The sequence below is a fragment of the uncultured Parabacteroides sp. genome, assembly GCF_905196875.1.
Classification (GTDB): domain Bacteria; phylum Bacteroidota; class Bacteroidia; order Bacteroidales; family Tannerellaceae; genus Parabacteroides.
Genome location: NZ_CAJJWO010000023.1, coordinates 1 through 21450 on the forward strand (window position 1 = coordinate 1; position 21450 = coordinate 21450).

At 43.6% G+C, this 21450-nt stretch carries 13 protein-coding genes, 1 other RNA gene and 1 pseudogene; 7 read left to right on the forward strand and 8 right to left on the reverse strand.

Annotated features, from left to right (window positions below):
• The first annotated feature begins 176 nt into the window (after nucleotides 1-176).
• From QZ076_RS09820 to ssrA, 3 genes are all read left to right on the forward strand, one after another.
• The gene (locus QZ076_RS09820; RefSeq protein WP_293712908.1) at nucleotides 177-1724 is read left to right on the forward strand and encodes an arylsulfatase; all 1548 of its coding nucleotides are present in this window, start codon (nucleotides 177-179) and stop codon (nucleotides 1722-1724) included.
• 30 nt (nucleotides 1725-1754) lie between these two features.
• Nucleotides 1755-2636: an alpha/beta hydrolase gene (locus tag QZ076_RS09825; RefSeq protein WP_293712910.1), complete on the forward strand. Its 882-nt coding sequence runs from the start codon at nucleotides 1755-1757 to the stop codon at nucleotides 2634-2636.
• A 60-nt stretch (nucleotides 2637-2696) separates the two neighbouring features.
• Nucleotides 2697-3097: a transfer-messenger RNA gene (gene ssrA / locus QZ076_RS09830) on the forward strand.
• 48 nt (nucleotides 3098-3145) lie between these two features.
• On the opposite strand, the gene QZ076_RS09835 is transcribed toward ssrA, so the two are convergent.
• The 5 genes from QZ076_RS09835 to QZ076_RS09855 form a co-directional block, all read right to left on the reverse strand.
• Entirely contained in the window at nucleotides 3146-3988 is an 843-nt protein-coding gene (locus QZ076_RS09835) for a M23 family metallopeptidase (RefSeq protein ID WP_293713024.1), read from the reverse strand.
• 204 nt (nucleotides 3989-4192) lie between these two features.
• Nucleotides 4193-5368 carry a mannonate dehydratase gene (gene uxuA / locus QZ076_RS09840; RefSeq protein ID WP_293712912.1) on the reverse strand — a complete coding sequence of 392 codons (1176 nt, stop codon included), beginning with the start codon at nucleotides 5366-5368 and terminating at the stop codon, nucleotides 4193-4195.
• A 24-nt stretch (nucleotides 5369-5392) separates the two neighbouring features.
• Complete coding sequence (locus QZ076_RS09845) at nucleotides 5393-6205, reverse strand: SDR family oxidoreductase (protein ID WP_293712914.1); 813 nt, start codon at nucleotides 6203-6205, stop codon at nucleotides 5393-5395.
• Nucleotides 6206-6337: 132 nt separating this feature from the next.
• The gene (locus QZ076_RS09850; protein ID WP_293712916.1) at nucleotides 6338-7399 is read right to left on the reverse strand and encodes a LacI family DNA-binding transcriptional regulator; all 1062 of its coding nucleotides are present in this window, start codon (nucleotides 7397-7399) and stop codon (nucleotides 6338-6340) included.
• Nucleotides 7400-7467: 68 nt separating this feature from the next.
• Complete coding sequence (locus QZ076_RS09855) at nucleotides 7468-8100, reverse strand: hypothetical protein (protein ID WP_293712918.1); 633 nt, start codon at nucleotides 8098-8100, stop codon at nucleotides 7468-7470.
• A 323-nt stretch (nucleotides 8101-8423) separates the two neighbouring features.
• Between QZ076_RS09855 and QZ076_RS09860 the strand changes: the two genes are divergently transcribed.
• From QZ076_RS09860 to lpxA, 4 genes are read left to right on the forward strand one after another with little or no spacing between them, the layout of a single operon-like run.
• Nucleotides 8424-9635 carry an efflux RND transporter periplasmic adaptor subunit gene (locus QZ076_RS09860; RefSeq protein ID WP_293712922.1) on the forward strand — a complete coding sequence of 404 codons (1212 nt, stop codon included), beginning with the start codon at nucleotides 8424-8426 and terminating at the stop codon, nucleotides 9633-9635.
• A 60-nt stretch (nucleotides 9636-9695) separates the two neighbouring features.
• Nucleotides 9696-12911: an efflux RND transporter permease subunit gene (locus QZ076_RS09865; RefSeq protein WP_293712924.1), complete on the forward strand. Its 3216-nt coding sequence runs from the start codon at nucleotides 9696-9698 to the stop codon at nucleotides 12909-12911.
• Between the two features lie 11 nt (nucleotides 12912-12922).
• Nucleotides 12923-14308: a TolC family protein gene (locus QZ076_RS09870; protein WP_293712926.1), complete on the forward strand. Its 1386-nt coding sequence runs from the start codon at nucleotides 12923-12925 to the stop codon at nucleotides 14306-14308.
• Nucleotides 14309-14332: 24 nt separating this feature from the next.
• Complete coding sequence (lpxA, locus tag QZ076_RS09875; RefSeq protein WP_293712928.1) at nucleotides 14333-15103, forward strand: acyl-ACP--UDP-N-acetylglucosamine O-acyltransferase; 771 nt, start codon at nucleotides 14333-14335, stop codon at nucleotides 15101-15103.
• Between the two features lie 332 nt (nucleotides 15104-15435).
• Here the strand turns inward: lpxA and QZ076_RS09880 are convergent.
• From QZ076_RS09880 to QZ076_RS09890, 3 genes and pseudogenes are all read right to left on the reverse strand, one after another.
• A pseudogene (locus QZ076_RS09880) lies at nucleotides 15436-16071 on the reverse strand (DUF1080 domain-containing protein); the annotation flags it as partial.
• Between the two features lie 144 nt (nucleotides 16072-16215).
• Nucleotides 16216-18018, reverse strand: coding sequence for a RagB/SusD family nutrient uptake outer membrane protein (locus tag QZ076_RS09885; protein WP_293712932.1), 1803 nt, complete (start codon nucleotides 18016-18018; stop codon nucleotides 16216-16218).
• A gap of 21 nt (nucleotides 18019-18039) precedes the next feature.
• The gene (locus QZ076_RS09890) at nucleotides 18040-21378 is read right to left on the reverse strand and encodes a TonB-dependent receptor (RefSeq protein WP_293712934.1); all 3339 of its coding nucleotides are present in this window, start codon (nucleotides 21376-21378) and stop codon (nucleotides 18040-18042) included.
• Between the last annotated feature and the right edge of the window lie 72 nt (nucleotides 21379-21450).

Genomic DNA, 21450 nt, shown 5'->3' on the forward strand with positions numbered 1-21450 from the left:
CCGTTTTAGAGTCAGAGACTCAAAACAAATGAAAGGAGTTAGTCGAAAGGCTGACTCCTTTTTTGTTTTATAAAAACCATTGTCCTTGGAATTAATATTAATCAGCTTCTTTTTGCACGAATCAAATAAGATATATATCTTCGCTATCTAAATCTGTATTCATAGAAAAACATATTATGAAAAGAAGAACTTTTCTTAAATCATCACTTCTGGCTGGTGCAGGGGTTGGAGTCAACCATTCTGTACGGTCTGCTATATTTTCTCAGGGACAAAAAGAAACAAAAAAGAAACCTCATGTTATTTTTATCATGACTGATCAGCATCGTGGGGATGCTTTAGGTTGTATGGGAAATAAGGCAGTTATTTCTCCGAATATTGATAAGTTGGCAGAAGAAGGAACATTATTTGTAAGCGGTTATTCATCGGCCCCCAGTAGTACTCCCGGGCGTGCCGGTTTATTAACGGGGTTATCTCCTTGGCATCACGGTATGCTGGGATATGGACGAATGGCTGAACAATATAAATATGAAATGCCGCAGATGCTTCGTAATCTGGGCTACTTTACTTTTGGTATAGGAAAGATGCACTGGTTCCCTCAAAAAGCACTTCATGGTTTCCATGCAACATTGATAGATGAAAGTGGAAGAGTCGAATCAAAAGATTTTGTCAGCGATTATCGTGAATGGTTTCAACTGAATGCTCCCGGACAAAATCCGGATTTGACGGGCATCGGTTGGAATGATCATGGGGCAGGTATTTATAAACTGGATGAGAAATTGCATCCGACTACCTGGACGGGACAGACTGCCTGTGAACTGATTCGCAATTATAATAATGATAAACCATTATTTATGAAAGTGTCTTTTGCACGTCCTCATAGTCCTTACGATCCACCGAAACGTTATCTGGATATGTATAAAAATGCTGATATCCCTAAACCTGTTATTGGGGATTGGTGCAGTAAGTATGCAGAACGCTTGGACCCGGAAAAAGTAGCTTCGGATGCTCCGTTCGGGAATTTTGGTGATGACTATGCTGTAAATTCCAGGAGACATTATTATGCGAATATCACTTTTATTGATGATCAGATAGGAAAGATAATTGCAGCATTGAAAGAGAAAGGAATGTATGATGATGCGATTATTTGCTTTACGGCCGATCATGGTGATATGCTGGGCGATCATTATCATTGGAGAAAAACATATCCTTATGAAGGTTCAGCCCATATTCCTTATGTTGTGAAATGGCCGTCGTTTGTTAAAAAAGCAGTTCCGAATGGTGTGAAAATAGAACAGCCGGTTGAACTTCGCGATTTTCTTCCTACATTTATAGATCTGGCTGGTGGAACCGTTCCTCCTGATATGGACGGAAGCTCGTTGCTGAAACTGGTACAGGGACATTCGGACGAATGGCGTAAATACATTGATCTGGAACATGCCACCTGTTATAGTGCCGACAATTACTGGTGTGCACTGACAGATGGAAAGTTGAAGTATATATGGAATTTCCATAATGGTGAAGAGCAATTGTTCGATTTGAAAAAGGATCCGGGCGAATTGACGGATTGTTTAGGGAAAAAGGCATATTCCAAGCAACTGAAGGAACTCCGTAAAGCAATGGTTGACCATCTTTCAGAGCGTGGAGATGATTATGTGAAGAATGGCGAATTAGTTACTTTGGGAAAGACTATACTATATAGTCCTAATTTCCCTCAAAAAATATGATTCTTATAAATTCTTTAAACTGCATAGTGTATGGTCAGAAAATGGATACTCCTGCTTGTAGGAGTGAATTGTGTAATTGGATCAGTTATGGCACAAGAAAATCCGATCCTGTTGTTCCCGAAGGGAGCACCCGGTGAGACAACCCAGCTGATAGAGAAAGCAGATAACGATGGAGGGAAAACTGGAGGTGAAACCGTATTACGTATAACCAATGTAAGTGAACCCACAATTACCGTTTATCCGGCTCCGGATGAAGTTGCAACGGGTGCGGCTATGGTTGTTTGTCCTGGTGGTGGATATAATATCCTAGCTTACGACCTGGAGGGAGATGAAGTTTGTGAATGGTTGAACAACCTCGGTATAACCGCAGTATTGCTAAAATATCGTGTTCCCCGCCGGGAAGGTTTGGAAAAGCATACAGCCCCTTTACAGGATCTTCAACGTGCAATCGGTTATGTCAGGGCTCATGCAGAAGAAATGAATATCGATCCGCAGCGTATAGGAGTAATGGGGTTCTCTGCCGGTGGACATCTTTCGGCAATGGCAAGCAATAACTTTGATAAACGTACCTATCCGGCAGTGGATGCAGCCGATAAGGTCAGCTGTCGTCCGGATTTTTGTCTTTTGGTTTATCCGGCTTACCTGGATGGTGAAAACTTCAAGCTGGCTCCGGAGCTTAAAGTGAGTGCAGCTACACCTCCGACTATGCTCGTTCAGACAGAGGATGATAAATCGTATATCAATAGTAGTCTCTTTTATTATTATGCATTGAAGGAGGCGGGTGTTCCTGCACGGATGCATTTATATAGTAAAGGAGGACATGGTTATGGCCTGAGAGATACGGGAGCTGCAGTGAATGAATGGCCGGACAGAGCAGAAGACTGGTTCCGTGAGTTAGGCGTGATAGAATAAAAAAACTAAATAGAGTACGGGGATACAGAGATTCTTTGTATCTTTGTACTCACAAATCATGGGGATGACCGGTTTAGACAGCGGGTAGAAGTGGTTTGTAAGCATGTAGTGCGTGGTTGGCTTGCACTTAAATCTCAGACAACGAACAATTAACTGGCGAAAACAATTACGCTTACGCTGCTTAATCGAAGTATAGTAGATTCAAGCTTAATCCCTGCAAAAGTTGCGGGGACGTGACATCACCCGGATGCTGTGGCTCCGAAGCTTTCCGATTAGGTGGTGCAGCAATATCGGAGATAGTCTGAAATGAGCCTCGGGTCTCAGGCGAAAATTAAGAGGATAAGGATTAAGTGGGTGGCTTCGGTCTTGCTTGATCCCGACAATCGAAGGCGAAGATAAACATGTAGAAAGCAGATTAGTTCCTCGTTTGGACGAGAGTTCGAATCTCTCCATCTCCACAACAAAAAGGCTCACAATTTTATTTGCGAGCCTTTTTGTTATTTATATGATTATAAATCTATTCGTTTGTTGTTCTCCGGCTGGGTAATTCCTGTATAGGAGTATTGGTAATCACCTGCACTTTGGTGAGGAAGTATATTCACTGATTTTACAGCTATGTTTTTTCCAGTCTTAGTTGCTACCAGGCATGTATTATGTAGCTTTCTGTTTTCCAGATCGAAAACTTTCTCCGGATTGAAATGCTGGCCGTTAATACGAACCTCAAAATGTAAGTGTTCAGTAGTGGCTCTTCCGGTACGTCCGGTCAGTCCTACAGGTTCTCCGGCTTTTACACGATCACCTACCTTTACCAGATTCTTGGAGTTATGGCTGTAAACTGTTTCTAATCCGTTATAATGGCGTATAACAACGACATTTCCATAAGCGGCATACGATTTGGCCATGCGAACGATCCCATCGAAAGCGGCAACGATCGTATCGTTGGCACATGTTTTCAGATCGACTCCCGAATGATGTCTTCTACGACCGGCATAAGGAGATATAACTTTTGCACCTGGCAGAGGAAATGCGTAATCTTCTTTAGATATTAATGCCAGGTCTATGATCAATGAATTTTCGTTTGCCAGTAATTTAGGATCGGGAACGGCTATATCTGCTTTTTCCCGGGAAGAGAAGTTCTCTGTTATATCTTTGCGGGCATATTCCGTTTTTTCTAATTCCGGTGTCGGTTGAAGAAATATATATTCTACTGCAGGTAGAGGAATATCTGTTGAAGGAGGTACTATAACTGCTTCCGGTTCAAGGGTAGGAGGCAACGTTTGTACTGTGGAACAGGTACTTAGTGTTAGTATTGTAATGAATGATAATATATAACTATGGATATTAGACATTATAAAAATTCTTTTTGACGAACAAAAATAGAAAAAACTATCCAGTCTAAAGTCTTAATTGGGAATACTTTATAATTCTTTTTTATTTCTTTATGCTTTTCTGAGAATTGTAGGATGATTTTCGAAGGCAATAATACAAAAAGGCGCCAACCGAAGTTTAGCGCCTTTCTTCTATAAATCGATAAGAAATGAAATGTATAAGTTGTTTTATTTCTTAAATAATGATTTGGCTATACCCATTTCGAGGCCTCGAAGTTCAGCTAAACCTCTCAGGCGGCCGATACAGGAATAACCCGGATTTGTTTTCTTTTTCAGATCGTCTATCATCTGATGGCCGTGGTCCGGACGCATAGCAATGGAACAACCGCGCCTTTGCTGTAACTCCAATAGGGCTTTCATTACGCCATACATATCCACATCTCCTTCCAGGTGGTTTGCTTCATAGAAGTTCCCTTCCTCGTCACGCTGTGTGCTGCGGAAATGAACGAAATCAATACGGTCGCCGTAACGTTCCATGATTCCTGCCAGATCGTTGTCACTGCGTACCCCGAATGAACCGGTGCATAAGCACAGTCCGTTACTCTCATTGGGAACCGCTTCAATTAACTTCTTGAAATCTTCTTCCGTACTCAGGATACGCGGCAATCCGAGAATAGAGTAAGGAGGGTCATCCGGGTGGATAACCAGTTTTACACCAGCTTCATCGGCAACCGGAGCAATTTCCTGCAAAAAGTAGATCAGATTGGCACGCAATTTTTCTGCATCGATATTTTTATATCGGTCTAATGCCTCTTGGAATTGTTCTATCGTAAAACTCTCTTCTGATCCAGGCAGACCGGCAATCATGTTACGGGTAAGCAAGTGACGGTCTTCTTCGCTCATTGAGTCGAAGCGGGCTTTTGCTTTTGCTTTTTCTTCTGCCGAATAATCGTTCTCTGCTCCCGGGCGTTTCAGAATGAAAAGGTCGAATGCAACGAAAGCAGCCCGCTCGAAGCGAAGAGCTTTTGAGCCGTCCGGCATGGTATAGGCCAGATCGGTACGTGTCCAATCGAGTACCGGCATGAAATTGTACGTTACAACATTCACACCACATTTACCCAGGTTACGCAGACTTTCCTTATAGTTGTCGATATATTTCTGAAACTCTCCGGTTTGCGTTTTAATGTGTTCATGAACAGGCACGCTTTCCACAACAGACCAGGTTAATCCGACTTCTTCGATCATTTTTTTACGTTTCATGATCTCCTCTACCGTCCATACTTCCCCATTGGGAATATGATGTAAAGCATTTACAATACCGGTTGCGCCGGCTTGTTTGATATCCCAAAGGCTGACGGGGTCATTCGGACCATACCAGCGCCATGTTTGTTCGCATAAATACATATTATGTGTCGTGTTATTGGGTTATTAGATTGAGAAAGCATCGAAACCACCGTCTACGATAGCAATTGTGCCCGTAACGAATTTAGATGCGTCGCTTATTAAATATTGAATGGTTCCAAACAATTCCTCCGGTGCACCCAGACGTCTGAACGGAGTATGAGCGATAACAGATTTAGCGCGGTCAGTATAAGAACCGTCCGGATTTGTCATCAATGTTCTGTTCTGTTCTGTCAGGAAAAATCCGGGAGCAATCGCGTTTACACGCAAACCTTCACCGAATTTGATAGCCAATTCACCAGCCATATATTTTGTCAGGTTGGATATAGCAGCTTTGGCTGCGCCGTATCCTACCACACGTGTCAACGGGCGCAGGGCTGATTCGGAAGAGAAGTTGACGATTGCACCTTCTTTCTGCTGAGCCATAACTTCCGCAAATACCATAGTGGGGAGAACTGTTCCGAACAAATTCAGGTCGACAACTTTTTTGAATGCATCGATCTGTAAATCGAAAATATTACTGTCGGGTCCGATTGTTGCACCTGCCATGTTTCCTCCGGCAGCATTCAATAATGCATCGATACGGCCATATTTAGCAAGGATATCTTTTTTATTCTGTTCAAGGATCTCTTTATTCAGGACGTCTGTCAGAAAAAAGCAAGCTTCTCCGCCTTTTGCTTTGATGTCTGCAACGATTTTTTCACCGATTTCTGCGGCACGGTCAAGGATGACAACTTTAGCTCCTTCTTCAGCCAGGTGACCTGCGATTCCGCTACCTAAAATACCGGCTCCTCCGGTAATAATGACAACTCTGTCTTTAATACAAAATAAATTAGCCATTTTCTATATGTTTTTTATTGTGATATTTTCATTTGTATGCACAATCTGTGCGCGAACACACATCGACTGCAAATGTATACTATTTATTTGTCAAACAAAAAAAATAGAGGATAAAAATGACCGTTTATGTCATTAAATATAATTATTGTAATACTTAATATTCTCTTTTATAAGTATATCAATAGGCATGTAATTGATTTGTTCGACTTTCTCCTTCAGTACCAGATGACGGAATAAGGCTTTTACGCAATTGAATCCCTGCACTTCCGGTCGTTGGGCGATCAGGTGGGTGATGTGCCCGCTATTCAGATAGTTCAGATTAGAGTCGATCACATCATAACCTATCAGTCTGAAACGTCTGTCGGTATCCTGTTGTTGGAAATAATCGCCTAATACATGTGCTCTCGAATTAAAGATGATTCCGGCTTGTATTTCTTCATGTGTGGCAAAGAATGAATCGAGAATATCCTTATTCTCGTTTGATTCGTCTGCATGGATATGTACCGGGAATATCTTACCCAGAAAATCGTGTCCATACAGATAATCACGGAAACCTTCTTCACGTTTCATAACCTGAGTTGAATGCATGTCGCCTTTCCGGATAAAACGGAAGATCGCAATATTGTCTTCTGGCTGGATCTGTTCGAATAACAGGCGACCGGCGATATATCCTGAATCATATGAGTTAGTACCATAATAGGCAATGCAATTCGTATTTTCGATAAATGCATCTATCAGTACGTAAGGTATTTCCAGTTTATCGAGTTGCTGGGTAAGCTGCAAGACACTTTCCTTAAACAAAGTAGCAATGATTACTCCTTGACAATCTGATTTTTCAATCACCGGTATCAGGTTATCGAAACTACTTTTGTCATACTGGTTGAAACACAAATGTTCGATTTCGACATTATAACTAAACAACTCCTGCTCGGCTTTATCAATACCTTCCGATAGTTTGGCCCAGTATTCTCCTTCTGCAAAAGAGGGAGTTAGTGTAATGAAGCGATATTTCTTCTTCAAAGCTAATGAACGCGCTATCAGGTTCGGATGATAGTCTATTTCTTTTAGTACTTTTTCGACCTTTTTCTGAGCTTCTTCAGAAACTTTGCCACGATTGTGCAGGATACGATCGACTGTTCCGGTAGAAACTCCGGATAACTCTGCAATATCTTTTATTCTGTAAGTCTTCCCCATAGGGCTTTTTATTATAATAAATAACCCGCAGTAATAAAAACTGCGGGCTGTTTCGTATTACTATTATGTTATATTTCTTCTGTAATTTGTAAAGGTGCATTCAATTTACGGAATGCATAGGCATACATCATATATATAAGTGGCATTGCCACAAAAATACCTATGCCTAACAAGATAAGCCCTAAAATGCAGATACCGATCATAGCCAGCATCAACATAAAGAGCGACATCCCTTGCCCACGGGTTATTTCCCAGCTACGTTGGAGCGATTCGATTATACCTGCATCATCTTCAACGATCAGAGCCGCATAAAATTGCAACCTGAGGGCCAGATAGATTCCCGGGATAACGAATAAACAGATTCCGAGAAGGACGATAATTCCCATGAGTATATTGGCTACAAGGTAAGTGATGATTTTACGAGCCTGCTGTCCGTAAGCCGAGAACTGCGGCTCTTCTCCGTCCAAAGCCTGGAATATGTTCTTCATATATCCTAAAGCGAAGATTGAAGAAATAATACAACTAATCAGATTGATAATGATCGTTCCTGTTACCGATTTTTGTATAGGCATAGCAAATGCCCCTAATGTAAAAGAAATGATGCTCATGCCTATTATCAGTCCGGCTAAAACCCAGATCTGAGCTTTGGTCCGTTGCCATGAAGTACTACACACTTCGGAAATTGAAAATTTAGGTCCCATCAGATTGTAGATTATTAAGTTTAAAGATAGCTGTAAATTTAAGGTAAATTATTGAATAAACAAATAATGTCCAGACTTTGTATAGCAATTTGGACTAATTTACTTTCGAAAGGTCAAAAAATAAGCTATCTATTTGATCTCTACAGATAAATAAGCTGTTTTTTAGTATAAAAGAATGTATAAACGGGAAAAGTGCAATGAAAAAAAACTAAATTTGTACGCTTTTTTAGATATGAGTCCTTCAATTATCAAGCCTGATAAAACAAGACTTCGAATAGGATGTATACAATGACAGTGGGCAGAAAATATATTAAATAATGAATATGAATAGACAAATGTTGAAAACTACTATTACCCAATTTAGGCAAATTGCGTTATTTGCAGTGGGAATGTCTTTATTAACCGCCTGTGGAAACAGTCAGAGTGGTATGAAATTAGGCGACAGCGAATATGCTGTTTTAGCTGTAAATTCGTCTTCCAGTAATCAGACAACCTCTTATCCGGCAACTATCAGAGGTACGCAGGATATCGAGGTACGTCCTCAGGTGTCAGGGTTTATTGTTAAGTTGTGTGTAGATGAAGGGGCAACTGTCCGTAAAGGCCAGGCCCTGTTTGAGATCGATCCGACGCAGTATAAAGCCGCTTATAATCAGGCAAAAGCTGCTGTTGAAATGGCTCAGGCGAATGTCAGTACATTGGAATTGACAGAGAAGAACAAGAAAGAGTTGTATAATAAGTCTATTATCAGTTCTTTTGAATATCAGACCGCTGTTAACCAGTTGGCATCGGCTAAAGCTACTTTGGCACAATCGGAAGCTTCAAAAGTGAGTGCAAAGCAGAATTTGGATTTTTGTACGGTTACCAGTCCTTCCAACGGAGTAGTTGGAACTTTCCCGTATCGTATTGGTAGTCTGGTCAGTCCGTCTATCTCTGATCCGATGACCACTGTATCAGAGATTGGAGAAGTATATGTTTATTTCTCAATGACGGAAAAGGAATTGCTGCAGCTGACTAAAGCCGGCGGTACCCTGAAAGAACAATTAGATAAGATGCCGGCTGTTCAGTTACAATTGGCAGACGGAACTATGCTGGAAGAGAAAGGAAAGATCGATGCAGTAAGTGGCGTGATCGACCAGTCTACCGGTTCCGTAAGTATGCGTGCCGTATTCCCTAATGACAAGAAAATATTGAGAAGCGGTGGTACGGGAAATGTCGTATTCCCTTATACAATGAATGATATCATTATGATCCCTCAGTCTGCTACGGTAGAAATTCAGGACAAGAAGTTTGTATATGTACTGCAGTCTGATAATACGATCAAGAATACGGAAATTCAGATATCTCCTTTGAGCGACGGGCAGATTTATCTGGTGACCGGAGGATTGAAGGCAGGCGACAAGATTGTTGTCGAAGGTGTCCAGAGCCTGCATGACGGCCAGGAAATCAAACCGATCACTAAAAGTGAACAAGCTGAAAAATTCCAGCAGGCGATGAAAGATCAGAGCGAAGGAAATTTAAAAACAGCTTTTAATTAATTAGAGGTATAGAAAGGATTAGGTTTTGCCTGATTATTTCCGTATATAAAAAAGTAAAATATGAAATTAGATAGATTTATTAACCGTCCGGTGCTTTCAACGGTGATCTCCATCCTGATTGTCATCCTGGGTATATTAGGTTTGCTCACACTGCCTGTAACCCAATATCCGGACATTGCACCTCCTACCGTTTCGGTACGAGCCACTTATACAGGAGCTAATGCGCAGACTGTATTGAATAGTGTGATTGCACCTTTGGAAGACCAGATAAACGGGGTTGAGAACATGATGTACATGACCTCAAATGCCTCTAATAATGGTTCTGCCGATATCTCGATATATTTCAAACAAGGAACAAACCCCGATATGGCGGCTGTCAATGTGCAGAACCGTGTATCTATGGCTCAAGGTCTGTTGCCCGCCGAAGTAACGAAAGTCGGTGTGACGACTCAGAAACGTCAGAACTCCATGTTGATCGTTTTCGCCGTTTATGATGCCGAAGACCGTTACGATCAGAAGTTCCTTGAAAACTATGCAAAGATCAACCTGATCCCGGAAGTACAGCGTGTTCCGGGTGTGGGTGATGCCAACGTGTTGGGTACCGACTACTCTATGCGTATCTGGTTGAAACCGGATGTGATGGCACAATACAAACTTGTTCCTAACGATGTTTCGAATGTATTGGCTGAACAGAACGTGGAAGCAGCTCCGGGTTCTTTCGGTGAACAGGGAAATCAGACATTCCAGTACACCATCCGTTACAAAGGACGTTTGCAGACGGCTGACGAGTTCGAAAATATTGTTGTAAAAGCTCTTGCTGACGGTGAAGTGCTTCGCCTGAAAGATATCGCAGATATTGAACTGGGACGTTTGACTTACAACTTTGTCAATAAAGTAAACGGACATAGCGCCGTTACCTGTATCGTATACCAGATGCCTGGAACGAATGCTACGGAGACTATCAACGAAATTCAGGATCTGTTGGTAAAATCAGAAAAGACGATGCCGCCGGGAATGAAGGTGGAAGTCTCCATGAATGCCAACGACTTCTTGTATGCTTCTATCCATGAAGTATTGAAGACCTTGCTCGAGGCATTTATCCTGGTGTTTATTGTTGTTTATATCTTCCTGCAGGATTTGCGTTCGACCTTGATCCCGGCTATTGCTATTCCGGTGGCCCTGATCGGTACCTTCTTCCTGTTATCATTGATCGGATTCAGTGTAAACTTGCTGACACTTTGTGCGATGGTGCTTGCCATTGCGATTGTGGTCGATGATGCGATTATCGTCGTCGAGGGGGTCCATGCCAAGTTGGACCAGGGTTATAAATCGGCGAAGCAGGCATCTATCGATGCGATGAGTGAACTTGGCGGTGCTATTGTTTCCATTACATTGGTGATGATGTCCGTGTTTATCCCTGTAAGTTTCATGGGAGGTACGGCCGGTATATTCTACCGCCAGTTTGGTGTGACAATGGCTATTGCGATCGGTCTGTCGGCGTTGAATGCCTTGACATTGAGTCCGGCACTGTGTTCTATCTTCCTGAAACCTCATGATGAACATGGCGAAAAGAAATCTACTTTTGTATCCCGTTTCCATACTTCTTTCAATGTGGCATACGATTCATTATTGAAGAGTTATAAGAAACGAGTTTTATTCTTTATACAGAAAAAATGGCTGGCATTCGGTACGGTAGTTGCTTCTATTGCCTTGTTGATTTTCTTCATGCAGGTAACGCCGACCGGTATGGTGCCGAATGAAGATACAGGTACCATTATGGGTGCAGTGACATTACCTCCGGGTACTTCACAGGAACGTACACAGGAAATCATGGAACGTGTAGATAGCCTGATCGCTTCTGACCCGGCCGTTAAATCACGTACAGCCATTACCGGTTTCAGCTTTATCGGTGGTCAGGGACCGTCTTACGGTTCATTCATCTTGAAGTTGAAAGATTGGGATGAACGTTCGATGACACAAAGTGCCGAAGTTGTTTACGCCAGTTTGTTCATGCGTGCCCAGAAAGTAGTGAAGGATGCGCAGGTATTGTTCTTTACTCCGCCTATGATCCCGGGTTATTCGGCATCCAGCGATATCGAGTTGAACATGCAGGATAAAACCGGTGGTAGCCTCGACAGATTCTTTACCGTTTCCAAAGATTATATGGCAGCATTAACAAACCGTCCGGAAATCAAATCGGCACAGACTACTTTTAACCCGAACTTCCCGCAATACATGATCGATATCGATGCGGCAGCCTGTAAGAAAGTAGGCATCAGTCCGAGTGATATTCTTATGACCCTGCAAGGTTACTATGGTGGTTTGTATGCTTCCAACTTCAACCGTTTTGGTAAGATGTATCGTGTAATGGTGCAGGCCGATCCTTCCATGAGAGCCAATATGGAATCGTTGAAGAATATCAAGGTAAGAAACGGAAACGAAATGGCTCCGATCTCCCAGTTCATTACGATCGAGAAAGTGTACGGGCCGGATATCATCAGCCGTTTCAATATGTATACCTCTTTGAAAGTGATGGTTGCTCCGGCTGAAGGATTTACCAGCGGCCAAGCATTGAAAGCGATCGAAGAAGTGGCAAGCACAACGCTTCCTGCCGGTTTCGGTTATGAATTGGGAGGTATGGCACGTGAAGAGGCAGAGACAAGCGGTAGTACGACCGGGTTGATCTTTATCCTTTGTTTCGTGTTCGTCTACCTGTTGTTGAGTGCACAGTATGAAAGTTATATTCTTCCGTTGGCTGTAATGCTTTCAATTCCGTTTGGTTTGATGGGTAGCTTCCTGTTTGTACAAGGTTGGGCTGCTTTAGGAAGCATTCCGGCGTTGAAGATGATTCTGGGAACGATGTCGAACAACATTTATATGCAGATCGCATTGATCATGTTGATGGGGCTGTTGGCAAAGAACGCAATTTTGATCGTAGAGTTCGCCCTCGAACGTCGCCGTATGGGTATGAGTATTACCTGGGCTGCCGTATTGGGAGCTGCCGCCCGTTTGCGTCCTATCCTGATGACCTCTCTGGCGATGGTAGTCGGTTTGTTGCCGATGATGTTCGCCTTCGGTGTAGGTGCACATGGTAACCGTACGTTGGGTACTGCCGCTATCGGTGGTATGTTTGTCGGTATGGTCTTCCAGCTCCTCATCGTTCCGGCACTGTTCGTAGTCTTCCAGTATTTACAGGAAAGACTTAAACCGATCGAGTGGGAAGATCTGGATAACAGCGATTTGAATACGGAAATAGAACAGTACGCTAAAAAATAAGTGAGAAGATAATGAAGAAGAAACAAATTATATATATGATGTGTGCAACCGCTCTATTGAGCAGTTGCCATATCTATAAAGCATACGACCGTCCGGATACGATTAGTACAGACGACATCTATCGCGATCCGGTATCGGCTACCGAGACACTAGCAGCAGATACGACGAATATGGGAAATATACCCTGGAAGGATATTTTTCGTGATCCTAAACTGCAGGTGTTGATTGAAGAAGGTTTGGCTAATAATGTAGATATGCAGGCAGCCGTTCTCCGTGTGGAAGAAGCGAAAGCGTTGCTTACTTCTGCGCGTCTGTCGTTCCTGCCGTCGCTGAACCTTGCCCCGCAAGGATCTGCTACAACAATCGGAAGTTCCAGCTATGCCAAGGCATATACTTTGCCTGCGGCAGCAAGTTGGGAGGTTGACTTGTTCGGTAAGTTGCTCAATGCGAGTCGCGACCAGAAAACAATCTATCTGCAAAGCCAGTATTCGCAGCAGGCAGTACGTTCCCAGTTGATCAGCGGTATTGCCAACTCTTACTTTACTTTGCTGATGCTCGACCGTCAGGTAGAAATCACTACTGAAACTGTCGATATCTATAAAGAAAATGTACGCGCGATGGAGGCAATGAAAGAGGCCGGTATGACTACCGAAGCTGCCGTTGTCCAGATGAAAGCCGTATACCATCAGGTATCCTCGTCACTGATTAACCTGAAACGTCAGGTTCGTGAAGTAGAAAACTCATTGTCGGTACTGTTAGCAAAAGCACCGCAGCAGATCGAGCGTGGAAGACTGGAAGATCAATATATTCCGGATGAACTGATGGCCGGTGTTCCTTTGCAGTTGCTGGAAAACCGACCGGACGTGAAGATCGCAGAAATGTCGCTTGCAAGCGCTTATTATACGACAAACAAAGCCCGTGCTGCTTTCTATCCGGGACTGAACATTACGGCAACAGCCGGTTGGACAAACGGTTCGGGTATCACAGTATCCAATCCGGGACAATTCATGTTTCAGGCATTGGCCTCTCTGGCACAGCCTATCTTCAACAACGGCAAGCTGATGGCTAACCTGAAAGTGTCGAAAGCAGAAGAGAAGATTGCCCAGATGAATTATCAGCAGAAAATTCTGGAAGCCGGCAAGGAGGTAAGTAATGCACTGCATCTGTATGATGCAACCAATAAGATGCTGGCTCAGGATAAGGAGCAGATCGAGCAATTGGAAAAGGCGGTAGAATATACAAAAGCCCTATTCCAGTCAGCCCAGTCCACTTATCTGGAGATTTTATCGGCTCAGCAGAGCCTGCTCAGTGCACAATTGACAGAAGTATCCGACAACGTTCAGCGTATGCAGGCTGTTATCAATCTGTATAGTGCTGTCGGTGGAGGAAGAGAGTAATAACCATTAAAACTTTAGATTATTATGATTAGTCCGTTAGCTTATGTAGATGCCGGGGCCAAACTGGGAGCGAACGTAACTGTTCATCCTTTTGCCTACATCGATAAAAATGTAGAGATCGGTGATGGTTGCGAGATCATGCCTCATGCCAGCATCATGAGTGGTGCACGTTTAGGTAAGAACAATCGCGTGTTCAACGGGGCAGTGATTGCAGCAGAGCCTCAGGATTTCAAATATAAGGGTGACATTACGCTGGTTGTTATCGGCGATGACAATGTGATCCGTGAAAATGTTGTGATTAACCGTGCTACGAATCCGGAAGGACAGACAGTGATCGGTAATGGTTGTTTCCTGCACGAAGGCGTACATGTTTCGCATGATACCCATGTCGGCAACCATTGCGTATTCGGCTATGGTAGTAAGATTTCCGGCAACTGTTTCTTTGAAGATTATTCGATCTTCGGAGGTAACGTGCTGGCAAGTCAGGGAAGCCGTGTCGGAACCTGGTCGATGGTGCAGACCGGTTGCCGTTTCCGCAAGGATGTTCCTCCTTATATCGTGGCAGCTTTAGAGCCGACTTCTTATTATGGAGTTAACTCCGTAATCCTGTCACATCAGGGAGTAAGTGAAAAGATCATTAAGCATATCAGCCATGCTTATCGTATCATCTACCAGGGCAATACAAGTATTTTCGATGCCTTGCTGATGATTAAGGATCAGGTTCCGATGAGCGATGAGATCCAGCATATTATTGATTTTATCAATGACTCGAAACTGGGAATTATCGGAAGATAAATACTCGGTTAAATATATGAAAAGCGGAATCTTCAATTATGAAGGTTCCGCTTTCTTATTGTATTTCCGGTATGTAATGAAATGCTAATGCAGAGGTGGCGCTAATTTCCTCGTTAGGAAGCTCTAATTTCCTGCCGAGGAAATTAGAGTTCCCTGCCCGGGGAATTGCAGTTTCCTGCGGAGGGAACTGGAGTTTCCTGAGATGAAATTATCAGGAAACTAGAGTTTCCATGGGGCGATGCGTGTGTGCATGGCCTCATACCATGTGTATAGTACGCCGTTATCGGCATTCAGTTGTCGGAATATATCAGGCATTCTGTGAAAATGACGGATTATTTCAGTTCTTTGATCTTAACGTTCTTGAAGTGAACTTCATCTCCATGATCCTGTAAAAGGATATGGCCTTCCTCTGCTTCTCCGAAGGCGGGCCAATCGGCATATTTACTTCCGGCTACGAGCGCTCTCCACATTTGGTCGTTACGGTTGTATTCTACTATCAGCATGCCGTTTAGCCAGTGTTCGATATGATTGCCTTTCACTACAATACGGGCGGTGTTGAATTCATTTTTCTTAAACGGTTTCTCCTGGCAGGCCGGGATCAGGTCGTATAATGAGCCGACCGTGCGGTTCCCTTTTCTGCCCAATTTGGCATCCGGATGCTTGTCGTCGTCCAGGATCTGGAACTCGCAACCGATGGCCGATCCTTTTCCTTTATTCAGTTCCGGGTCGACGAAATATTTGATACCGCTATTGGCTCCTTCCGTGATCTTGAAGTCGGCAACCAGTTCGAAGTTTTTGTATGTTTTGATAGTGACGATATCGCCTCCGTTGCCCGACTCTTCTCCTTTGGCTTTCTCTACCACCAGTTCATCGCCGATGATAGTCCAGCCCTTTTGGGGAAATTCCTGCAATTTGGCACCGCGCCAGCCATTGGTTGTTTTTCCGTCCCAGAGAAGTTCCCAGCCTTCATTCTTTTCCTGGCCGGTCAATACGTTATCTGCTTGTGCAAAAGCACTTACAGGAGCTAAAGTGCAACTCATCAGAGCTAAATAGATGAATCCTTTTTTCATGATAAATGAATTGTAAGTTTAATATTTAATTAAATGATCTTATTAATAGTAACCTTCATTCTGCTCTTCACTGATCTCTCCGACTGGGTTCAGGCGGTCGATATGTTTCTGCGGGATCGGACGAAGTTTGTGATATGGTTTTATATGAATAGCTTCCGGATTATATTTCTTCACCCAATCATACAATAATTCGCAACGAACCAGATCTTCCCAACGATTTGTTTCTCCCAGCAATTCGCGTCCCCGTTCGTTGAGGATGAATGTGATAAAATCGTCTTTCAGGTCTGCCACCGTAACTTTCAGCTCCTCATAAGTACTTTTAGTATCGTTTGCGCCTCCTTCGAAAAGCCAGATTTGCTGTTCTTTCTGTTCTCCTTCAGCCCATGCGGCACGTTTACGGATCACATTGATGTATTCGGCAGCTTTATCGAACTCGCCTTTGCGGCCTGCTGCTTCGGCTGCCAATAGATATGTTTCAGCCAGACGCATACGAACCCATTCGCGTGAACCCTTTTCTTCCGAAACAGAAGGACGGTTCGGGTCCAGATATTTGACCAATGACGGGAAATAACGGATCGAATGCATTTCACGGGGGAAGTAAGAATAAGTATAGTTGGCACGGAATTTACGCATGTTATCGCTGTTGGATTCGAATCCGGTCTTTTCCATTGTGTAATAGATAGCCGTATCACCATGCTGGAACTTCAGTTTGCCGTCGATCTGTCCTTTGGATGGGTCCGGGTTGAAATAAACAGTACCATCATACGACAGCGGTCCCCATACGGGCAGCGTGTTTACGTTATTGGCATAATATACCCATTTAAAACTTTTGTAAAAACGTGAATCGTGCAGACGGTCGAACAAGTTGTCCATCGTTTTCTTCGTTGCTACATGGCGACGATACGGACGGCCGTTTGCAATATCACGCAACATGCCTGGCTGGTCTTCATACCAGGACAGCCAGAATAGATGCTGTTTGTTTCCATCGCCGTTAAACATCGGTTCTGTCGTGAACTGTACGGCAAATACGACTTCCGAATTTCCCTGGTTACTGATATCCCACAGGGAAGAGAAGTTTTCCTGAAGGGAAAAGGCTCCGCTATTGATCACTTTTTCAGCATAATATAACGTACTGTCCATGTCTGTTGTTTGCTGGCCGCGCTGGTCGTTGATAGCACTGCCCCTGGTCAGATAAACCTTCGACAATAAATGTGCGGCAGAATAGCAGGTGGCACGTCCTTTGGTCGCAACTTTTACCGGCAGATTTTCTGCGGCGTTGCGTAAATCGCTTATAATTAGATTATATATGTCGGCTATCGGAGCACGTTTGAAATTCGTACGGATATCGAAACTACCTTCAGTCACCAGCGGTATGCGTCCGAACTGTTGTACCAGGTCGAAATAAAGGTAAGCACGGATGAACTGCATTTCTGCGTAACTCTGCGATTTCACATTTTCAAGCAAATCCTGTGAATCCAGAATTTTCTGCATGGCGATATTGGCATCACTGATCCCTTTATAGTGGTTCTCCCACATCTCATATAAAATACCGTCATCCGGATTCAGCTGTGTCGCATACTTGTTATATGATTCGCGGTGACTACCGTCTTCCCCTTCCGTGAACAGGTCCGTACCATGTTCGGTCAGGACATCAAAACGTTCACCTCCGACTCCCCAGCGAAGAAAGCCGTACGCGGCCGTAATGGCTGCATTTACTCCGGCTTCCGTTTCGTAATAGTCGTACGACATTACCGGAGCATCATCTTCACTTAACCAACTGCTGCAACCTGACGTAGAGAGTGTCAAGCCTGCCAGCATATAGTAATATATAGATTTCATTTTCATTCTTTATTTATAAGGTTAAAATTACAAAGTCATGTTTATACCAAATACCCAGGAACTTACACTCGGAGTACCGAAGCCGCTACCGTCTGTTTTAGGATTACCGGAGTCGTCCACCTTGGCTGCTTCCGGATCGATACCTGTGTAATTGGTAAAAATAAACGGATTCTGGGCGGTAAAGTATACGCGTAGCTTTTCTACCATGAACTTCTTGGTAAGATTTTTGGGCAATGTATATCCCAGTGTCATTGTTTTTACACGCAGGTAATCGGCCTTTTCATAATAAGTGGATGTAATATAGATCGGACGTTCTTCATCGATACTGGGACGAGGATAAGCGTTTGTCGGATTATTCGGTGTCCAATAATCTACTTTTACACCACCGTTACGGCCGCAATGTTCCACTGCATAAATATCGTTATACAGCATGGCTCCCATACTGGCATATAAAAAGACCGACAGGTCGAAATTCTTATAATTAAAGGTATTTACCATACTGGCAATCAGTTTCGGACGCGGATTTCCAAGTATCTGCTTATCGGCATCCGTAATCTTATGGTCACCGTTCACATCCTCGATTTTGATATCTCCCGGAACAAAGTCGGTACCGTTGGCTGCAAATTTAGCCATTTCTGCCAGGTCGGCTTCGGTGTTCTGCCAGATTCCAACCTTTTTGTAATCATAATGTACATTGACCGGCTGGCCGATGAACCATTTACTTCCTATATCATCATTTTTACCGTTGTATAATTCGACGATTTCTTCTTTGTTTGAGGATAGCATCAAATCCGTGCTCCACTGGAAGTCTTTCGTATTAATATTCATTGTATTAATAGAAACTTCTATACCTTTATTACGGGTCTTGCCCACGTTTGACAGCACGTTTGGGAAGCCGGAAACAACCGGCAACTGGCGTTCCAGCAGCAGATCGTGTGTGTTCTGCATATATAGATCGATCGTACCGTTGACACGTCCTTTCAAAATTCCGAAATCCAAACCGAGGTTCCACTGGTCGGTCGTTTCCCATGTCAGCAAACTGTTTGCCATGATATTGGGGGCATAACCGATTGTTTCCGAAGCGCCGTTGTCAAACGGATACCGGATCAATGTCAAACGGCCTTTTGTCTGGTAAGGATCTACAGCCGAGTTGCCGGTCTTACCAAAGCCGAGTCGCAGTTTCAGGTTATCCAGCCAACCGGATGTATTAGCCATGAAAGACTCTTCGTTAATACGCCATGCCAGGGCGGCGGAAGGGAAAAGAACCCATTTGTGTCCGTCTGCCAAACGGGAAGAACCGTCGTAACGGGCAGATACAGTTAACAGATACCGTCCTAAATAGTTATAATTGATACGTCCCATGAACGATGCCATATTCCATTTAACCATCGAGCTACCGATCGTGTTGGTCACCAATCCTGATCCTAAATCGTAATATTTAAGATTATCCGACGGCAGGTTTTCCATAGCGACATTGACATTTTCCTTTTTATCTTCCTGGATCGATTGCAATAAGGTTACACCCAATGTGTGTTTATCGTTAAAGGTCTTATCATAGAAAAGCATATTTTCCAATGTAAACATCGTATACTTGTCTACGGCATTTTTAGCGTAGGAAGTACCCATACCCCGGTTACTTGTTTTTGCTGATCTGAATTCGTAATCTTGTACGGTACGTGAGTCGATACCTAAGTTCGAACGGAATTTCAAACCGTCGACAGGTAATTTGATATCCAGGAAATAGCTACCCAGATAGCGGGTCGTTTTCAACGGACGGTCTACTGCTCCAGGAACGAGATCCATCATCGTATTATATACATTGTAAGAACCAGGTAGCGGGATAAGCTCTCCCTTGTCATCCCACAACTGGGCCAGGGGGCTTAAACGCCAACCACTGGCAAGTCCGGAACCGCGTTGTTGAGTAGCGTGTGAATATTGTGTCTGTGCCCCGATCTTTACATACTTGTTGATCTCATGATTCAGGTTCAAACGAATAGAGTAACGTTCATAATCTTCATCTTTAAAAATACCGTTATTATTATTGTAAGTAGCAGAAGCCAGGAAGTTGGTCCGTTCGCCGCCACCGCGGATACTCAGCTGATGGTCGGTCACCATACCGGTACGGGTTACGTTATCCATATAATGCGTAGTACGTACCCGGGACGGATCATAAACGCCATTGTCGCCCCAACCCATCATTACAGATTCCATGATAGACGCGTCACGTGTGAATCCCGGACAAACCAGGTCCTGATCTCTGGAAGCTACATCCGAATTGTATCGTATCGCAGAGTTTGCTGTGTTGCGATAAGCTTCACGAGTGTATTCCGCATATTCTCCGCCATCCCATAATTCCAACTGGTTCAGGATGGTTTGTGCGCCCACATAGCCGTTGTAGTCAATTTGGGTTTTGCCGGATTTGCCTTGTTTGGTACTGATCAGGATAACACCGTTAGCACCACGGGCTCCATAGATGGCTGTTGCGGAGGCATCTTTCAATACTTCCATGGACTCGATATCCGAAGGGCTGATCTCTCCCATGCCACCGGTAACGGGCACACCGTCGATTACATACAATGGGTCGTTGCTGGCTTTAATAGAACGTTTACCACGGATCATTACACTGGGAGTTGCCCCCGGCGACCAGTTGGAGTTGGATACTACGACGCCCGGGATACGTCCTTGCAGCGCTTCGGCAGCAGTGGTAGTCGGAACAGCCGTGATCTTGGCGGCATTGACAGAGGCGACAGCTCCGGTCAGGTCTCTTTTCTTAACGGTACCATAACCGACAACAACCACTTCGTCCAGTCCCTGCGCATCCTCTTTCAGCAAAACATCTATTTTGCTGGCGTTCGATACCTTAACTTCTACGGGAAGGTAACCGATGTAAGAGATCAGTAATGATTCTCCGGATGCTGTGTTAAGGGTGAAATTACCGTCGATATCGGTTATTGTTCCATTGGTCGTGCCTTTTACAACAACATTGGCACCAATCACAGGTATACCTGTTTCGTCCAGTACAACCCCGGTAATTGTTTTTTCCGCTTGTTTGCCGGAAGCTTTAGCCGGAGCTTTGACGATTACGATTGTCTTGTTACTGATTTTGTAAGAAAGACCTTGTTTTTCCAGTACTAGATTCAGGACCTCCTGTAAAGGACGGTCTGTTACTGAAACTACAATATTCGGATTTTCACTCAGGATAATATCCCGGTAAACAACGGATAAAGAAGATTGAGCTTCTATTTTATTAAAGAACTCTTTCAGCGTGACATTCTGCAGATTCATTGATATTTTTTGCGAAATGTCCTGCGCATACATTGTTGAACAGAAGAATAGGAGTACAATACTCCAAAACACTTGCTTCATGATTACTTTAAATTAGATTTAAGTTGATATTTAATATTAATACATACTCTGTTGATAGATAAATACTTCATT